Raw genomic sequence first — 16,613 nt, forward strand, 5'->3', positions numbered from 1 at the left:
CGGGGGTCGTCGGGGCCGGCGGAGGACCGCCGGCCCCGACGGTGTCACTTCGTGAACGCCTGGAACTCGGCGATCCTGACCTGGGCCTTGGCCGGGCTGGCGGTCGCGCAGTCAGTCGTCGTGGCCGGGTCGTCGTCCTGCTCACCGGCGTACTGCGGGCCGCCGGTGCACTGGCTGGCCAGCACCTCCAGACGCAGGTGGGTGGCGAGGGTGGCGGGCACCGCGAACGTCCGCAGGTTGATGTCGCGGCTGTACGCCCGGTACGCCCCGCCGGGGAACGCGTCGCCTGCGCTGGTGTAGATCCGCTGCCAGTGCGCCGGATCCGCGCAGTCGGTGGTCGTCGCGTCGCACGCGGACACCGCGAACGAGCGCAGCGCGCTGAGCGCGTTCTGACTGCCGGTGTCGGCGTCCCCGACGATGGCGGGTCGCAGCATCGCGCTGACGTTCACCCGCTTGACCGTCTGCGGGCCGTCGCCCGGGAGGTCCACGGTGAGCTGCCGGCCGGCCACCCCGTCCAGGGAGGCCCAGTTGGTCGCCTCGGTGTCGTCGGCGACCCGGTCCAGGTTGACCCCGTCGCCGCTGATCGTGGCACCGGAGGCCGTGGACGCGAGGTTACGACTCAACCGCAGGTCCACGTAGCCGGTCCGGCCGGCGTCGGCGACCACGCTGAGCCGCTGGTGCCCGAAACCGGGCGCGACGGCCAGCAGGTCGTACGTGCCGGCCACCATCTCCACCGTGTCCGGGATCGGCGTCGCCGGGTCGGTGTCCGCGATCGGCGTGGCCCGCGCCTCGTACGCCCCGACGTACACGCGGATCGGCGCGTCGGCGCTGTCCCCGCGGGGACGCAGGGTGAGTGTCGCGTTGCCGCCGCGCGGCGAGGCGAAGCTCGGCGTCGGGTCGGTGTCCGCGGCGCCGTTGGTGACGGCGTCCCGGCCCATTCCGGAGCGGGCGAACTCGGCCCAGATCAGGTCCTGGTTCGCGCCCCCGAAGCGCAGCAGGTCGGCGGTGAGCATGTTGTCCCGCATGTCGAGCATGCTGACCTGGCTGGCGGCCTGGAGCAGGAACGAGTCGAAGACCAGTTGCGACCAGCGCCGGTTGCCCGGGCACCTGTCGGCGGTGACCTTGCCCTGCGCGCACTCCAGCTGCCGCTGGGGGGTGCCGAGGCCGTACCGCTTGACCAGCGCCGAGCGGACCCGGTAGTTGGTGGCGCCCCAGATCTCCCCGTCGGCGTGCACCGCGGGGCCACCCGTGTTGTAGCCGATGTCGGAGTAGTTCAGCGGGCTGCGGCTCAGGTCGTAGTTGCGGATGCCGCTGACCAGGTTGCCGGTGACGTAGCCGCCGGTCACGAAGGGCGTCTCGCCGGGCGCGCGCAGCCCGTTCTGGTACAGGTACTCGGCGGCGAGCAGGTCGCCCCACGACTCACCCATCGACCCGCCCTGGTGGCCGCTGATCCCGCTGTCCGGGCCGGCGATCATCCGGTTGGTGATGGCGTGCGTGTATTCGTGGCCGATCACCGTCATGTCGTAGTCGCCGTCCACGCACGGCGGGTACGGGCCACCGGCCTGCGGCTGCCACAGGTACATGTTTGTGGTCGGCGGCACGCCGTCGCGTCCGGTGCCCTGGTTGGCGTTGTTGCGGTTGCCGGTCAGCGCGCCCTGCTGCGCGCGACCCTGCTCGGCGTCACCGCCCAGCCCGGACGGGGTGAGGTTGACCGCCTGCAGGTTCCACGCCGACTCGGTGAAGCCCAGCTGGTACGCCCAGTCGTGCATGCGGTTGTGCATGACGAAGAGGTTGGCGATCGCCGCGTCCGCGTCGTTGCGCTGCGCGGAGGTGAACACCCCCGGGTTGCACTTCGCCTGGTGCCACTGGTCCGTGAACGGGTACTCGTAGCGGCGCTCCGGGCTGGGGGTGGCCGGAACGATCGGGGTGTTGTTGCCCCAGGAGAGCACGGTGTTGGCCGAGTTGCCGCGCGAGGTGAAGGTAGGCGTGCCGGTGGCCGCGTCGACGTCCCACGGCTGGCCGGTTGCCGGGTCCCGTTGCGCGATCTGGCAGCCGGGGGCCGGGTCGCCGCACCAGCGCACCCGGGGGTCCTGCCCGGCGGCGAGGTCGCGGGGCGGGGTGGCCGGGAAGACCGCCCAGCTCGGGTTGTCCGAGTCGTAGTCGACGAGGTCCTCGCGGACCAGCACCTGTCCGGTGCTGCCGTCCACGTAGCTGGTGAACGCCGCCGGGTGGTCGGCGTCCGCGCCGATCATGGTCACCTCGTAGGCGGCCCGGGGACCGTCCAGCGGGGTGGGCACGGCCACGGCGCGCACGGTGTGGCTGGCCACCGCCGTCGCGGTCAGCCGGGCGTCGGCGAGCGCGTCGGCGTACGCCTGCTCGGCGGTGCGGGTGGCCGGCGCGGGCGCGCGGGTGTCGCGGGCCAGCGAGGAGTTGACGGCGAGCACCGAGCCGCCCTGGACCGCGAGGGTGACCAGGCCGTCCGGCCCGGCCGGCAGGTCGCCGAAGCGCTGCCGCAGGGTCACCACGGCGCCGCTGCCGATCGGGCGGACCAGCACCCGGTCCAGGTCGGCGACAGTCGCGGCGTCCATGCCGTACAGGTCGCGGTTGGCCCTCAGGTAGGCGCGGGCGGCGGCCTCCGGGTCGGTGGGCAGCCCGGTGGCGAGCGGGGTGCGACCGGGGCCGAGTGCCTGCGGGGTGCCGAACCGGTTCCACCGCACGTCGGGGTCGGCGGCGCGGGCCAGGCCGCGCTGGCGGGCGTCGGGTGCGGCCGTACCGGAGCGGTTGTCGAGGTCGGCGGGCTCGTGGTTGCCCTCGGCGAACGGCCCGGACGAGCGGTGCGGGGACGGCGACCCGGCGGGGGCCGCGGTGCTCGTGCCGGTGGGTAGCAGCGCGGCGATGGTCGCGGTCGTCGCCAGGACGGCGATGAGCCGGCGTCGACGCCGGCTCATCGGGGGTGACCACTCCGGTTGTGGCACGGGACCTCCTCGTGGGAGCGGGATGGCCGGCGGCTGCCGACCGACGCAGCGCGGTGACGCATGCGCATCTGTGGATATCAGCCGGCCGGGGGCGCGGCAAGGTCCACGACCGCCGACGCGCCGACTGATCGAGATTAATCGACTTTACAAAACGTACGCTCTTGTAAAACAACGTGACGGCTGTCACTGTCGATGCCAGAACGCGAGAGCGGAGGTTGGCCATGACCGTCGATGCCGATCCGACAGTCGAGCCCGCTGCCTGGCGGGACCGTCGCAAGCCGCTCTGGCCGCTGGCGCTGCTGGTGCCGGCGCTGCCCTTCGTCGGCTTCGCGCTGTGGCGGTCCGGCGGCGGCGCCTGGGCGTGGTGGGTCACCCCGGCCATCGTCTTCGTCCTGATCCCGGTGGTCGACCTGCTGCTCGGCGACGACCGGCAGAACCCTCCCGAGGAGGCGGTGCCCCGGCTGGCGGCCGACGGCTACTACCGCTGGCTCACCTACCTCTACCTACCGGCGCAGTACGCGGCGCTGGTGCTGTGCTGCGCCGTGTGGGCCCAGGACAGCCTCTCCGTCGCCGGTGCCGCCGGTCTGGTGGCCACCGTCGGGGTGGTCAACGGCATCGCCATCAACACGGCCCACGAGCTGGGGCACAAGCGCGAGCGGGTGGAGCGCTGGCTGTCCAAGGTGGCCCTGGCGCCGGCCGCCTACGGGCACTTCTACGTCGAGCACAACCGGGGCCACCACGTACGCGTCGCCACGCCGGAGGATCCGGCGAGCTCGCGACTGGGGGAGAGCTTCTGGGCGTTCTGGCCGCGTACCGTCCTCGGCAGCCTGCGCTCGGCCTGGCGGTTGGAGACCAGCCGGTTCCGCCTCCGCGGCCGGTCCCCGTGGACCCACCGCAACGACGTGCTCAACGCGTGGGCCATGACCCTGGCGCTGTACGGCGCTCTGACAGTGGTCTTCGGCCCGGTGGTGCTGCCGTTCCTGGTCCTGCAGGCGGTGGTCGGCTTCTCCCTGCTGGAGGTGGTCAACTATCTGGAGCACTACGGGCTGGCCCGGCAGCGCACCGCCGCCGGACGCTACGAGAAGGTCGACGCGCGGCACAGCTGGAACAGCGACCGTACGGTCACCAACGTCTTCCTGTTCCAGCTCCAGCGGCACAGCGACCATCACGCGAACCCGCTGCGCCGCTACCAGACGCTGCGCAGCTTCGACACCTCACCGCAGCTGCCCGCCGGGTACGCGACGATGGTGGTCGTGGCGCTGGTCCCGCCGCTGTGGCGACGGGTGATGGACCACCGGGTGCTCGCGCACTACGGGGGCGATCGGGGGCTGGCCAACACGCGGCCCCGACTGTGATCGCTCAGTCGCCCGGGGCCCAGTCGGGGTCGCGGCCGAAGGCGGCCAGCAGACGATCCTGCTCGTCGGCGTCGGCGGGCAGGCGCGCGCCGTCGCGTACCAGCTTGTCGCGCCGGTAGTCGTCGATCCGTCCGGCGAACCAGCGGGCGCACACGCGCACCGCCTCCGGGTCGAACCGCGGGTCGGCGCCGATCGCCACCGCCAGATCCCAGCCGTGCACGAGGTGCTCGGCGAGGAGCTGCTGGACGTACTCGGCGGCCGGGGTCGGGCCGGCCGACAGGTGCACGGTGCGGTCGATCGTGCCGGGATGGATGACGGCGATCTCGGCCTGCGCGGCCGCCTCCCGTGCCGTCGTGGCCGGGTCCGCCCCGAGCTGGTCACCGTCGAAGCGGTGGCCGACCTCGTCGACGGTGCGGCCGGCGAGCAGGGGAACGCTCCACCGGTCCTCGCCGACGACGTGGTTGACCAGGGTGCGGACGTCCCAGTCCGGGCACGGTGTCTCCTCGGCCCACTGGCCGGGCCCGATCTGGTCCACCCGGTCGACGAACTCGGCCAGGCTCCGGCGGTACGCCTCCAGCAGGTCCATGCCGTCGATTGTTTCTCCTCGGCGTGCTGGTCCGAGCCGTTTTGCCCGGCCCGACGTGCGGCGTCGTCCCGCCGTCGCCGCTCAGTCCAGGTCGGCCGGGCCCAGGCCCAGCTCCCTGGAGGTGACCAGCCGCACCCACTCCCCGAACTGCCGGCGGGAGATCACCCGGTCGTGCACGGCGAGCTGCACGGCGAGGCCGTCCATCACGGCGCTGATCCGCCATGCCGCCCCCTCCGGGTCGGCGCACTGGAAGGTGCCGTCGGCGACCCCGGCGGCGATGACGGCGGCGAGATCCTGCCGCCAGCGCAGGTCGAGCCGCCGGGACACCTTCTCCAGCTCGGGGGTGCGCAGCGACTCGGACCAGCCGTCGATCCACATCGACCAGGAGGTCGCCCGCCCGGCCGGGGTGTAGAGCTTGAGGATCCGGCGGAGCTTGGTCAACGGCGGAGCGGAGGAGCGGGTGACCGCGTCCAGGCGGGCCAGGTCCTGCTCGACGGCGTACGCGAACGCCTGCGCGAGCAACCGCTCCTTGGTGGCGAAGTGGTAGAACACCAGGGCCTGACTCACGCCGGCGGCCTGTGCCACGTCCGCCGTCCGGGTGTTGGCAAGACCGCGCTCCACGATCACGTCGCAGGCTGTGCGCAGCAGGGCATCCAGGCGGATTTCGGCCGCACGTCTCGTCACGACCGTTACCGTAGCCCATCCATCCGAACACGAACAGTTACCGCCGCCGTCCGTTTCGTGAGGTAAGAGTCGGAAGCCGGACACTTCCCTGGAATGCCGTGGTCCGGTTTCCTGGCGGTGTCCGTCGCGGCCCGCCGCTCGCCGCAGTGGTGCGTCGTCGCTGGTCAAGGGGTATCTGCTCCGGCGGCGGCATCGACCGTGGCGCGATGCCGGGGTCGTGCCCGTCGGGAGCTGATGGGAAATCAGGTCAGCTCCCTAGGAAGCCTGCGCCATGTGGGTCCGGCCCACCCCCTGGGTCCGGCCTCCCGCCCCGCCCGCGCGGGAGGGGACGCGCCGACCCGGACCCCGAGTTGGCAGTCGTTCACCGGCTCGGCTAAAGTTCTCATCCGTCACCCGGGAACGCCGGGGGCGTGCGGACGTAGCGCAGCTGGTAGCGCATCACCTTGCCAAGGTGAGGGTCGCGGGTTCGAATCCCGTCGTCCGCTCGGAGCTGCCGCCACGCATGACGGGGGCAACCTCGGTGGGGTGGCCGAGAGGCGAGGCAACGGCCTGCAAAGCCGTGTACGCGGGTTCAAATCCCGTCCCCACCTCGGCATTATGCACGGGCGATTGGCGCAGTGGGAGCGCGCTTCCTTGACACGGAAGAGGTCACTGGTTCAAACCCAGTATCGCCCACCAGCTGTGGACGTACGACTGAGGCACGCTACCGGACAACCGGTAGCGGGCCTCAGTCGTACTGGCCGTCCTACTCGCCCGCGCGGAGCACCTCGCTGAGCCGGTCGCGTCGCCGCAGCGCCGACTCGACAGGTACGACCGTCGCGGCGGCCACGAGCAGCGCCACGCTCACCAGAGCGAGCAGCCACCACGGCAGGACCGCCCCCGGATCGGCGGCCTGGCCGGTGAGCAGCCGCAGGTCGAGCGGGCCGAGCGTCAGGCGTGCGAGCAGGGCCCCGAGCAGCGGGCCGCACACCGCGGCGACCACTACCGGCGGCAGCACCTCTCCGGCGGCGACCCAGCGGACGTCGCGGTGCCGCAGGCCGAGGGTCCGCAGCCGGGTCAGGGTCTGCCACCGCTCCGCCGCGCCCGCGGCGGCGGCGAGCGTGAGGCCGAGCAGCCCCAGCGCCAGCAGCATCGCGGCGGCCGTCCACGCCAGCCGTAGCAGCCCTGCGGTCAGCGGCGCCACCCGCTGCGCCCGCAGGACGTCCGCGCGCAGTACGACGTCGGCGGCGACGCCGCTGTTCGACACGGCCCGCGCCGCGCCGGGGCCGGTCACCCATACGGTGTTCGGGACGGCGGGCAGCCCGGCGCTCGCGAGGGCCGCGGCGTCCACGATGACGACGTCACCGGCGCCACCGACGGAGGGCGCGGTGCCGACGGCGGTGAGACGGATCGCCGGGGCGTCGTCCCGGGGGAGCTGCAACCGCGTACCGGCCCGCAGCTCACCGTCGCTCGACCGGACCAGCGCCGGGACGTCCCCGGGGCCGGGTGTCCGGAGCCGGGCCAGGTCCGGCGCGTCGGGCAGCGGGGTGGTGGCCAGCAGGCGCTGGAACGCCGCGGCGTCCACGACGACCAGGCGTGGGGTGAACAGCGTCGACTCGCTGAAGACGCGCGCCGAGTCGGTCACCTGCGCGACGACCACCTGCCCGACGCCCGGTGCGGCGGCGATGCGCTCGGCGACCGCGGGCGTGGCGGCCCCGGCCTCGGCGCCGACGTCGAGGCGGGCGTCGGCGCCGACGCTGCTCCACGCGCCGTCGGCCAGGCCCCTGCTGACCGTGGTGCCGAGGATGAACGCGAACGACGCGAGCGCCGTGGCGCTCACCAGAACCAGCAGCGGTAGCGCGCGCCCGGCGGTCGCGGCGGCCCGGGCGGCACCGAACACGGCCAGCGGGCGGCGCGAGCGCAGGGCCTGTCGAAGCGCGAACCGCGCCCCGAGAGGCAGCAGCCGGATCAGGACCAGCGCACCGACGAGCACGCCCAGAGCGGGGGCGCTGATCGGCAGGATGGTGTCGCCGGTCAGCTCGCCGGTGTCGCCGTCCGAGGCGACGGACAGGAGCCCGCCCTGGTGCAGGGTGACGAACGCGGCGACCGCGGCGATCAGGACGGCCACCTCCACGGCGGCGCGGCGCAGCTGGCCCGTCGCCCGGATCCAGCGCCGAGCGGCCGCGTTGGCGGGCTGACGCCTGTCGCGGCTGGCGCGGGCGGCGGCGAGGATGCCGAACGCCGGCCCGGCGACGCCACCGGCCAGCACAGCCGGAACGGCCCAGGCCCAGGAGACGCCCGGAGCCGCCGCGCGGGCGAGCGCGAGCCCGACGGCGGCGGCCGCGAGGGACACCACTGTGGACTCGATCGTCAACTCCGCACCGAGGTCGGGTAGCGCCGCCCCACGCTGCCGGGCGGCGCTCAGCGCCGGGGTGCGGCGGCGGACCAGCAGGCCGGCGGCGAGCAGCAGGACCAGTACCGTGACGGTCAGCACCCCGATGAGCAGGACGGCCGCCTGCGCGGACACGGCGCTGATCCGTCCGCGGACCTCGCGCAGGATGACGTCGAGTCGCGACTCCCATTTCAGGGACTCGTCACGGGCGGCCGACGAGCCGGACGCTGCCTTGAGCTTGACCACCTGGCTGGCGAGCGTCGCTGTGGTGTCCCAGGTGAGCGCGTCGGGAACGGGTGCGAAGTGGACGGTGCGCCGCAGTTCGTTCTCGCCGACGGCGAGCCGGGCGTCCGGCAGCGACTCGCGCGACAGCAGGCCGGCGATCCGGGTGATCCCCACGCCGTCGGCGCCGGGCACCGGGTGCAGGAGCGCCGGGGCGAGTCGCCAGGCGGGGTCGGCGCTGTCCGCGGGTCGGTAGATTCCGCTGATCCGGACGTCCTTCTTGCGACCGTGGCCGTCCTTGACCGGAATCCGATCGCCGGGGCCGAGGTGGAGTTCTGTGGCGTCCGCCTCGGAGAGGCCGACCTGCACCGGCCAGGGCGGTCCCTGGTAGGGGGTCACGACGTATTCGTCGGTGACCGTGGGCCCGGGCGCGCTGCCGGCGATCCAGGTCACGTCCGGGCCGCGGCCATCGCCTGCCAGGTAGGTGAACTGGAAGGTACGGGGCGCGTTGCCCTCGGTGACGGTGAGGATCGGGCCGCTGGCGACGGCGATGGGCGAAAGCAGCACGGCGTCCAGGTCGGGCCCGAGCGCGGAGGTCGCCCGGTCCCGGAAATTGTCGATGTCATCGGCGAGGTGGGCGGTTCGGACCCGCCCGCCGGCCGGGCCGTCGTCGCGTTCCCAGTCGGCGCCTACGAGGACGTTCGAGTCCTGGCCGGAGCGGCGGACCGCGTCCTGGACGGCCTTGTCGGCGGCGGCGCGGAGCAGCCCCGGCACGGCCCCGGCGAGCAGCGCGACGGCAGCGATGACGGCGGCGGTGAGCAGCAGCGGTCCGGCGTCGGTCCGGCCACGGCCGCGGACGCTGGGCCAGTGCGGCGCCGGCCACCGGCGTGAGCAGGGGCAGCAGCACGCCGACGTGCTGGCCGAGCAGCACGGCCCGGATGCCGCGCCGGGACATCCCGAGGCCGCGCAGCCGCGCCACCTCGACGGCGCGGGCCTGCAGATCGCAGGTGACGTGCAGGACGACGCCGGCGAGCAGCAGCAGGGCCGCGGCCGGGACGATGAGCCGCAGCGCGGCGGGCAGCCCGGCGCGCAGCGGGCCGCCGGTGAGGCGGGCGGTCTCCGCCTCGCGGTTCGTGACGGTGCCCAGGTGCAGGGCGGTGGCCCGTTCGGCGGCGTCGGGACCGGCGGGGTGGCCCACCCACCAGGCGTCGACAGGGAACGTCAGGTCGCCGGTGACGGCGCGTGCGCGGGACAGCGTGTCCAGGTCGGCAAGGACGGCGACGGCACCGGGGGCGGAGGGCACGGTCGGCACGACCTCGGCCACGACGATGGGGACGGGCGTGGTGCCGACGGTGACGCTGAGCGTGCTGCCACTGGCGACACCCACCTCGCTGGCGAAGCGGGCGGACACAGCGACGGGCACCGGCCCGGGGTCCGCGAAGGCGGTGGCGACGAGGGTCCGGGCGGCGTCGTCGGCGCTGTCGAGGTCTACTGTCGCGGCCATCCGCAGCGCGGTTCCGGTAGGCGTGGGAGACACTTGGACGGTCAGGTCACGCATCCTGCTCGGAACCGGCGGCGCGGAGGTGGCGGTCCAGTCCGACCCGTCGGTGGACCGCTCCGGCGAGCCCGCGGGCGGCACGGTGAGCGTGACCGCTATGGCGACGGGTCCGGTGATGGCCACGGGTTCGTCGCCCACGTCGGTGGTGACCGGCAGGGCGACCGCGACGAGACGCAGCCCGTCAGCTGTCGCGCAGGCGGGGAGCCGAAACTCCCGGCCGTCGAGCGGTACGGCAGGACCGGTGCAGGACGTGCGCAGTCCGGTGGCGTCCTGCAGCAGGAGCCGGGGTGTCACGGCGAGCGAGGCACCGGCGGCCGTGGTCCCGCTCAGGACGAGCGGGGCACCGGCCGCGACGGCGAGGCCGGTGACCCGGGTGCGTGGTGCCAGCGTGGCACCGACGTCCGCCCATCCGCGGTCGCCGTCCACCGGCCCGCGCAGCAGCGCGCCGGCGCGTGTGGTGTCGACGGCTACCAGGCGTGGCGCGTCGCCGGCGGTGCCGAGCCACTGACCGACGGCGGTGCCACGGTTGAGGACCGGACTCACCGCCCCGGCGGTGGCCGCGCTGACGACCGCGCCGTCTCCGGGCACCGGCGTCGTACCGAGGGTGAGTGCCAGGTCGGTGCCGACGGAGAGCGCGGCCTGGTCGCGCTGCGACTGGTGCCACGTGGCGTCGAAGGCGAGGCCGAACGTTCCGGCCGCGCAGGCCAGCCCGACGAGCAGCCCGGCGGCGACCGCCTGGGGCCGGCGGGCACTCTCGGACACCGCAAGCGGAAGCGCCAACCCACGGGCGCGGTACGCCAGCCGGTCGGCGCCGCGCAGGGCGGGCAGTACCACCCGCAGCGCCAGGGCGGCGCCGGCGGTGAGCAGCAGCGCCGGCGCGAGCATCCGGACCGCGTCGGCGCGTGCGCTGGCGACGGTGGGCTGCGCGTGCAGCTGCCACCATCCGGCGACGGCGAACACCGCGAGCATCAGGTCGGCGCCGGATCGGGCCAGCAGTTCGCGGCGGGTACGCCGGTCGCCGGGTGCCGGCACGGGCCGGATCGCCAGGACGGTGAGCACAGCGGTGAGCACCAGCGCGCCGCCGGCCACCGCGAGGACCTGCGCGCCGGTGATGGCCGGCCGGACGGTCAGGCCTGCGTCGTCCAGCGGCGAGAGGTGGGTCAGGCCGGCGTGCAGGGCCGACGAGGCAGGTATGGCGAGCGCCGTGGCGACGGCGGCGACGAGCCCTGCCTCCAGTGTCGCCGTGGCCGCGAGTTGGCCACGGCTGGCGCCCAGGGCTGACCGCAGGGCTGTCTCGTCCGCGCGGATGCCCGCGGTGAGGCGGCCCGCGAGGACGAGTGCCGTCGCGGCCAGGACCCCGCCGAGGACGGCGATGGCGAGCACGACGGCGGCTGTCGCGCGCCGTTGGTCGTCGGCGTTCCCCAGGGTCAGCGCCAGGTCGGAGGAGACCCGGGCGAGCGTGACCCGGTCGCCGAGGGTGCCGGCCAGCCGGCGGTCGGCGCTGCGGACGGCCCCGGCCATGGTCTCCAGGTCGCGGCGGTGGGGGTGGGACAGGTCGGGATGGGCGGTGATTTCCATCCGGTCGACGGTGGCCCCGGTGGTGACCAGGTCGGCGAGGTCGACGAGGAACGGCCCGTACGCGTTGACGGGTTGCAGGAAGCGGCCGTCCCGGTAGCCGGTGGCGGAGCCGGCCGCGGCGAGCGGGTCGCGGTCCCAGCCGCGACCGGGCAGCGGGCGTACGACGCCGACGACTGTCACGTCGATGGCCGGGACGGGCGGGTGGGCCAGCTCGGCGCCGAGGCGCACCCGGCTGCCGGGGGTGAGGTGCAGGAGCCCGGCTGTGGATTCCAGCAGCACCGCGTCGCCGGGGTGCTGTGGCCAGTGCCCGGTGATCAGCTCGGCTCGGGCCGGCAGGTCGTCCAGCCCCGACAGGTACGCCTGGGGCGGGACCGTGGTGCCCGGGGCGAGCGCGGGCGGCAGCGCCCGCAGCACCGTCGACGCCCGCGCGGTGGTCGTCACCGGGAACGGTGCGAGCGCGGAGGTCACCACGGTACGGGTGTCGGCGGCGACGGACCGCGTGTCCCGACCCTCCACGGCTCCGGTGTAGACGGTCACGTCGACGGCGGAGGGGGCGGCGCGGGCCACGGCCACCTCCAGCGCCCGCTCGGCGGTGCGGGTGACCAGCAGGGTGCAGGTGCCCAGCAGCGTCGCGCCGATCGTGATGACCCCGAGGAGGGCCGCCAGCAACTGCCACTGCGCGCGGGCACGCCGGCTGACCAGCCTCAGCATCGTCGCGTCACCTGGCGTCCGGCACGGGCGCGTACGGCTGCCCGGTCGCCTGTTCGTCGAGGTGTCCGTCGTGGATGCGGATCACCCGGTCGGCCAGGGCCATCATCACCGCGTCGTGCGTCGACACCAGCACTGTGACGCCTTCGGATTCCGCTATCCCGCGCAGCAGGGCCATCACCGACAGACCTGTCTCGGCGTCCAGTTGCCCGGTGGGCTCGTCGGCGAGCAACAGCCGGGGCGAGGCGGCCAACGCGCGGGCGATCGCCACCCGCTGCTGCTGGCCGCCGGACAGCTCGGTTGGCCGCTGCCGGGCGTGATCGGCCAGACCGACCAGATCCAGCAGCAACTCGACCCGCCGCTCGCGCTCGGCCGGGGCGGCGCGGGCCAGCCGCAGCGGGGCGGCGACGTTCTCCGCGGCCGACAGCACCGGGATCAGTCCGAAGCTCTGAAAGACGTACGACACCTTCTCGCGCCGCAGCCGGGACAGGCCGTCCTCGTCGAGCGCGCTGATGTCGGCGCCGTCGACGTGCACGGTGCCGGCGTCCGGGCGGTCCAGGCCGCCGATGACGTTGAGCAGTGTGGTCTTGCCCGAGCCGGACCGGCCGACGAGCGCCACCATGGAACCGGCGGCCACGTCGAACGACACGCCGCGCAGGGCGTGGACGACCGTCGGCCCGGTGCGGAAGCTCCGGTGCACGTCGCGCACGCGCAGCAGCGGCTCGCCGCTCATTCGCCGCTGCCCGAGTCGGGACGGATCGTGATGTGGTCGGGTTCCAGGGCCAGCCGGACCCGTCGGGTCAGCGCCAGCGCCTGGCGGAACTCGCGGGGCACCTGGACCCGCCCGGCCCGGTCCATCACCGCGTACTCCTCGGCGATCACGTGGGTGTCGCCCTCCGCGTCGGTGGTGGTGCGACGCAGCACCTCGCTGCTGGTGCGCCCGTCCCGGATCGCGATGGTCCGTTCGACCTGGCCGCTGACCTCCGGGTCGTGGGTCACCACGACAACTGTGACGCCGTAGCGCCTGTTGACGTCCCGCAGCACGCCGAAGACCTCCGCTGACGTGGCGGCGTCCAGTTCGCCGGTCGGTTCGTCGGCGAGCAGGACCCGCGGCTGGTTGGCCAGCGCCACAGCTATCGCCACCCGCATCTGCTGCCCTCCGGAGAGTTGCCCGGGGCGCCGGTCGGCGCAGTCGGCGACGCCCAGGCTGTCCAGCAGTTCGGCCGCGCGCTCCCGGCGCTCCTTCTTCGCGGTACGGGCCGCCGTCATCGGCAGGTCCACCATCTCCCGTGCCGTCAGGTAGGGGATCAGGTTGCTCGCCGTCTGCTGCCGTACGAACCCGACGGTGTGCCGGCGGTAGTCCACCCGGTCCGCGCGGGACATCGCCAGCAGGTTCCACTTCTCGACCCGGACGCGCCCGGCGGTGGGGGCGTCGATGCCGGCCAGGATGGAGAGCAGCGTCGACTTGCCCGACCCGGAGGCGCCGACGACGGCGACCAGCTCACCGCTCTGCACGGCCAGGTCCAGGCCCTGTAGCGCCTGCACCTCGATCGAACCGGTCTGGTAGATCCGCACCAGGTTCTCGCAGACGATGAGCGCGTCCCGGCCGAACTCGGGCGTCCGCGCGGATGGTTGCGGCAGGGACAGCTGTGTGCTGGACATTGCGAGCAGTTTCGCAATCCGCGGCTCCGTTGACCATGCCCCGGGGCGGCTTTTCTGCGTTCCGGGTGAGCATCTGCTCCGGGAACGTGTCAGCGGGCGGGCGGCCCGGTCAGAAGATCAGCAGCCGGACCTCGGCCGGCCGGAAACCGAGGCGGCGGTATACCGCCTCGGCGATGGGTGACGAGGTGAGCGGGCGCCGATGCCGGCTATGCGGTTGCGGAGAGCAGTGCCTCGGCGAGGTCGGTGCGGGCACTGAGCAGGCTCCGGCCCCGGCGGTGGGTCACCACCAGACCGGCCGCGCGCAACGCGGTGAGGTGCTGGGAGACGCCGCCGGGTGACATCCCGCTGCGACGGGCCAGTTCGGTGGTGCTCGCCGGCCCGATCAGTTCGGTGAGCAGCCGGGCCCGCCCGCGGCCGAGCACCGCGGCCAGCGCGTCCGGGACGCCGGTGGGCCGCTCCCAGAGGGTGCCCAGCCCACTGGCGGGGTAGGCGAGCTGCGGCGCGTCCCCGGCGGACACGCTCAACACCGACGGCCAGACGAAGACCGACGGGACCAGCACCAGGCCCGGGCCGTCCGCGACGTCCGGGGCCAGGCAGTGCCGCTGCGCGACGACAAGCGTGTCGCCCTCCCACCGGACCTGCCGGTGCAGATCGTTGAGGAGCACCGCAGCGCCGCCCTCGGCTAGCAGCCGGGCGCGTGCGGTGACATCGGCGTCGAGCAGCAGCCGCAGTCGCGGCCAGTGCGGGGCCAGGGCGATCCGCCAGTACGCCTCGATCTCCTCGCTGAGGCGGCGCAGCCCGGCCGGCGGGTCGGCGTACAGGGCGGCCAGCGCCGGCGTCCGGTCGCCCGGATACAGGTCCAGGTGGGCGCGGACGACGCTGGCCGGGGTGGCCCGCAGGGCGGTCAGTTCGGCGGCCAGATCGGGGTTGAGGTTGGCCGGCGGAGGGGTGAGGAAGTCGGCCAGGTAGCCGGGCGGGGTCGGCACGAGCTGCCAGAGCAGCCCACCGTCCGCCTCGATCAGACCCGCCTCGACCAGCTGTCGACGTACCCGGCGTACCCAGGGCAGGTGGACCGCGTGGTCTCCGGGGTCGCGCAGCACGCGGATACTCGCGACGACCTCCCACAGGCAGGAGACGGCGAACCGGATGCGGGCGACGGCGCCCGCCGACATGCTGATGGCGACCACGGCACCCCCGGTGGTTTCAGCTGGCGCTAAAACATTACCGGCGGTCGCGGGGCCGGCCGAGACTTGCCGCGTGAGCGAACACCACACCCGAGCCGAACTGTTCCGATCCCTGCACACCCCCGGGTCACCGCTGGTCCTGGTCAACGCCTGGGATGCCGCGAGCGCCCGCGTCGTTGCCGCCGCCGGCGCCCGGGCGGTGGCCACCACCAGCGCCGGCGTCGCCTGGAGTCTCGGGGCGTCCGACGGAGACATCCTCGGCCGCGACGCGGCCGTCGACCTGGTCCGCCGGATCACCGCCTCGGTGTCGCTGCCGGTCACCGCGGACATCGAGTCCGGGTACGGGACGACGCCGGCGGAGGTCGGCGTGACCACCCGGGCCATGCTCGACGCCGGTGTCGTCGGCGTGAACATCGAGGACGCCCGACGCGAGGGCGGCCCACCACTGCGCGACGTGCCCGACCAGTGCGCCCGGATCGGCGCGGTGCGCGGCGCGGCCGACGCCGCGGGTCTGCCGCTGTTCGTCAACGCCCGGATCGACACGTTCCTCACTGGTGCCGGGGACGTCGCCGAGACCCTGGACCGGGCCACCGCCTATCTCGCCGCCGGCGCGGACGGCATCTTCGTACCCGGGGTGGTCGACCCGGCGACCATCGGCGCGCTGGTGCGGGCGGTGCCGGCGCCGCTGAACGTGCTCGCCGGGCCGGGTGCGCCGCCGGTGGGGGACCTGGCCCGGCTCGGTGTGGCGCGGGTGAGCCTCGGCTCGTCGATCGCGCAGGCCGCGTACGCGGTTGCCCGCCGGGCGGCGGACGAGGCCCTCGGCGCGGGCACGTACGACGCGCTGGCGGACGCCCTCGACTACGGCACGCTCAACGCCCTCATGCGGTGAGCGGGGCGGGCTGCGGCATGTTCGGAGCCCGTGTTCCCGTGGTGCGCGGGGGCCACGACGACGCCGGGCCGGCTGCCTCTGTCGAGGTGGCCGGCCCGGATGCTGCGCCGGTTCGGTTAGTGGTGGCCCCTGGTCGTGTCACAGCGGCGGGGCGATGTCCCGCCGCTCCTCGACCCGGCGGTACTCGACCGGCTCCTCGACCCGGCGGTACTCCACCGGCTGCTCGGTGGCGACCGGAACCGCCTGGCGACGGCGACCCCAGATCAGCGTGGTCATGATCAGGCCGAGCACGCCGGCGCCCATCAGGATCCAGCCGACCACGTCGAGGTCGATGCCGCCGACGCTCGCGTCGAGCGCGAAGGTGAGGATCGCGCCGAGCGCGATCAGGAAGATGCTGGTGCCGATACCCACGACAGCCTCCTTAGGGGGTGTGGTGCGCTGTCGAGGTCCCTCAGTACCCCGGCGGCGACCAGCGCAATCGTCGCCGCCCAGGGTCGTGCGCCCGCCGATCTTGGCATCGGGTAGAGTTTGCCGCGTCGCCGACGTTCGTCGGGGACGTGCGGACGTAGCGCAGCTGGTAGCGCATCACCTTGCCAAGGTGAGGGTCGCGGGTTCGAATCCCGTCGTCCGCTCGCGATTTCGCCTCGACGGGCTTGCGTTCCCGGGTCGGGCGGAAACCACGGGCGATTGGCGCAGTGGGAGCGCGCTTCCTTGACACGGAAGAGGTCACTGGTTCAAACCCAGTATCGCCCACCAGCTGTACGCGCAGGTGAGTCGGCCCGTTACCGATCAGTCGGTAGCGGGCTTTTCGCCGTTTGGGGCGTTGCACGGGGTGAACCGT

General features: G+C 74.0%; 10 protein-coding genes and 5 tRNA genes. 7 read left to right on the forward strand and 8 right to left on the reverse strand.

Going from position 1 to position 16,613, the window contains the following annotated elements; translation table 11 throughout:
• Positions 1-44 precede the first annotated feature (44 nt).
• Complete coding sequence (locus tag B0E54_RS02505) at positions 45-2,975, reverse strand: M36 family metallopeptidase (RefSeq protein ID WP_234581595.1); 2,931 nt, start codon at positions 2,973-2,975, stop codon at positions 45-47.
• A gap of 221 nt (positions 2,976-3,196) precedes the next feature.
• Between B0E54_RS02505 and B0E54_RS02510 the strand changes: the two genes are divergently transcribed.
• Positions 3,197-4,330, forward strand: coding sequence for an alkane 1-monooxygenase (locus tag B0E54_RS02510; RefSeq protein WP_234581596.1), 1,134 nt, complete (start codon positions 3,197-3,199; stop codon positions 4,328-4,330).
• A gap of 4 nt (positions 4,331-4,334) precedes the next feature.
• Here the strand turns inward: B0E54_RS02510 and B0E54_RS02515 are convergent, their stop codons facing one another.
• Positions 4,335-4,916, reverse strand: coding sequence for a TIGR03086 family metal-binding protein (locus B0E54_RS02515; RefSeq protein WP_234581597.1), 582 nt, complete (start codon positions 4,914-4,916; stop codon positions 4,335-4,337).
• An 81-nt stretch (positions 4,917-4,997) separates the two neighbouring features.
• Complete coding sequence (locus B0E54_RS02520) at positions 4,998-5,600, reverse strand: TetR/AcrR family transcriptional regulator (protein ID WP_234581598.1); 603 nt, start codon at positions 5,598-5,600, stop codon at positions 4,998-5,000.
• A 412-nt stretch (positions 5,601-6,012) separates the two neighbouring features.
• On the opposite strand from B0E54_RS02520, the gene B0E54_RS02525 reads away from it, so the two are divergent.
• The 3 genes from B0E54_RS02525 (at position 6,013) to B0E54_RS02535 (ending at position 6,278) form a co-directional block, all read left to right on the forward strand.
• Positions 6,013-6,085: transfer RNA gene (locus tag B0E54_RS02525), tRNA-Gly, on the forward strand.
• A 34-nt stretch (positions 6,086-6,119) separates the two neighbouring features.
• Positions 6,120-6,190, forward strand: a tRNA-Cys gene (locus tag B0E54_RS02530).
• A gap of 13 nt (positions 6,191-6,203) precedes the next feature.
• Positions 6,204-6,278, forward strand: a tRNA-Val gene (locus tag B0E54_RS02535).
• Positions 6,279-6,345: 67 nt separating this feature from the next.
• On the opposite strand, the gene B0E54_RS02540 is transcribed toward B0E54_RS02535, so the two are convergent.
• The 4 genes from B0E54_RS02540 to B0E54_RS02555 all read right to left on the reverse strand — a co-directional run bounded on the left by B0E54_RS02540 (position 6,346) and on the right by B0E54_RS02555 (position 14,886).
• Positions 6,346-8,967: an FtsX-like permease family protein gene (locus tag B0E54_RS02540; protein ID WP_234581599.1), complete on the reverse strand. Its 2,622-nt coding sequence runs from the start codon at positions 8,965-8,967 to the stop codon at positions 6,346-6,348.
• Between the two features lie 3,080 nt (positions 8,968-12,047).
• Positions 12,048-12,770: an ABC transporter ATP-binding protein gene (locus B0E54_RS02545; RefSeq protein ID WP_234581600.1), complete on the reverse strand. Its 723-nt coding sequence runs from the start codon at positions 12,768-12,770 to the stop codon at positions 12,048-12,050.
• Positions 12,767-13,699: an ABC transporter ATP-binding protein gene (locus tag B0E54_RS02550; RefSeq protein WP_234581601.1), complete on the reverse strand. Its 933-nt coding sequence runs from the start codon at positions 13,697-13,699 to the stop codon at positions 12,767-12,769. Before B0E54_RS02550 ends, B0E54_RS02545 begins: the two co-directional genes overlap by 4 nt.
• A gap of 206 nt (positions 13,700-13,905) precedes the next feature.
• Complete coding sequence (locus tag B0E54_RS02555) at positions 13,906-14,886, reverse strand: helix-turn-helix domain-containing protein (protein ID WP_234581602.1); 981 nt, start codon at positions 14,884-14,886, stop codon at positions 13,906-13,908.
• 70 nt (positions 14,887-14,956) lie between these two features.
• Between B0E54_RS02555 and B0E54_RS02560 the strand changes: the two genes are divergently transcribed.
• Positions 14,957-15,772 carry an isocitrate lyase/phosphoenolpyruvate mutase family protein gene (locus B0E54_RS02560; protein WP_234581603.1) on the forward strand — a complete coding sequence of 272 codons (816 nt, stop codon included), beginning with the start codon at positions 14,957-14,959 and terminating at the stop codon, positions 15,770-15,772.
• 138 nt (positions 15,773-15,910) lie between these two features.
• Here B0E54_RS02560 and B0E54_RS02565 read toward each other — a convergent pair whose 3' ends face one another.
• Positions 15,911-16,183, reverse strand: coding sequence for a DUF6458 family protein (locus B0E54_RS02565; protein WP_234581604.1), 273 nt, complete (start codon positions 16,181-16,183; stop codon positions 15,911-15,913).
• Positions 16,184-16,331: 148 nt separating this feature from the next.
• On the opposite strand from B0E54_RS02565, the gene B0E54_RS02570 reads away from it, so the two are divergent.
• Both B0E54_RS02570 and B0E54_RS02575 read left to right on the forward strand, forming a co-directional pair.
• A tRNA-Gly gene (locus B0E54_RS02570) sits at positions 16,332-16,404 on the forward strand.
• A 49-nt stretch (positions 16,405-16,453) separates the two neighbouring features.
• Positions 16,454-16,528: transfer RNA gene (locus tag B0E54_RS02575), tRNA-Val, on the forward strand.
• The last annotated feature ends 85 nt before the right edge of the window (positions 16,529-16,613 follow it).

Source organism: Micromonospora sp. MH99 (assembly GCF_021442385.1).
In the GTDB taxonomy this organism is placed as follows: Bacteria; Actinomycetota; Actinomycetes; order Mycobacteriales; family Micromonosporaceae; genus Micromonospora.

What these genes read in the sequence shown, in the direction of transcription:
- B0E54_RS02510 (WP_234581596.1), top strand. Translation starts at nt 3,197, where the DNA reads ATGACCGTCGATGCCGATCCGACAGTCGAGCCCGCTGCCTGGCGGGAC.
- B0E54_RS02515 (WP_234581597.1), bottom strand. Translation starts at nt 4,916, where the DNA reads ATGGACCTGCTGGAGGCGTACCGCCGGAGCCTGGCCGAGTTCGTCGAC.
- B0E54_RS02545 (WP_234581600.1), bottom strand. Translation starts at nt 12,770, where the DNA reads ATGAGCGGCGAGCCGCTGCTGCGCGTGCGCGACGTGCACCGGAGCTTC.
- B0E54_RS02550 (WP_234581601.1), bottom strand. Translation starts at nt 13,699, where the DNA reads ATGTCCAGCACACAGCTGTCCCTGCCGCAACCATCCGCGCGGACGCCC.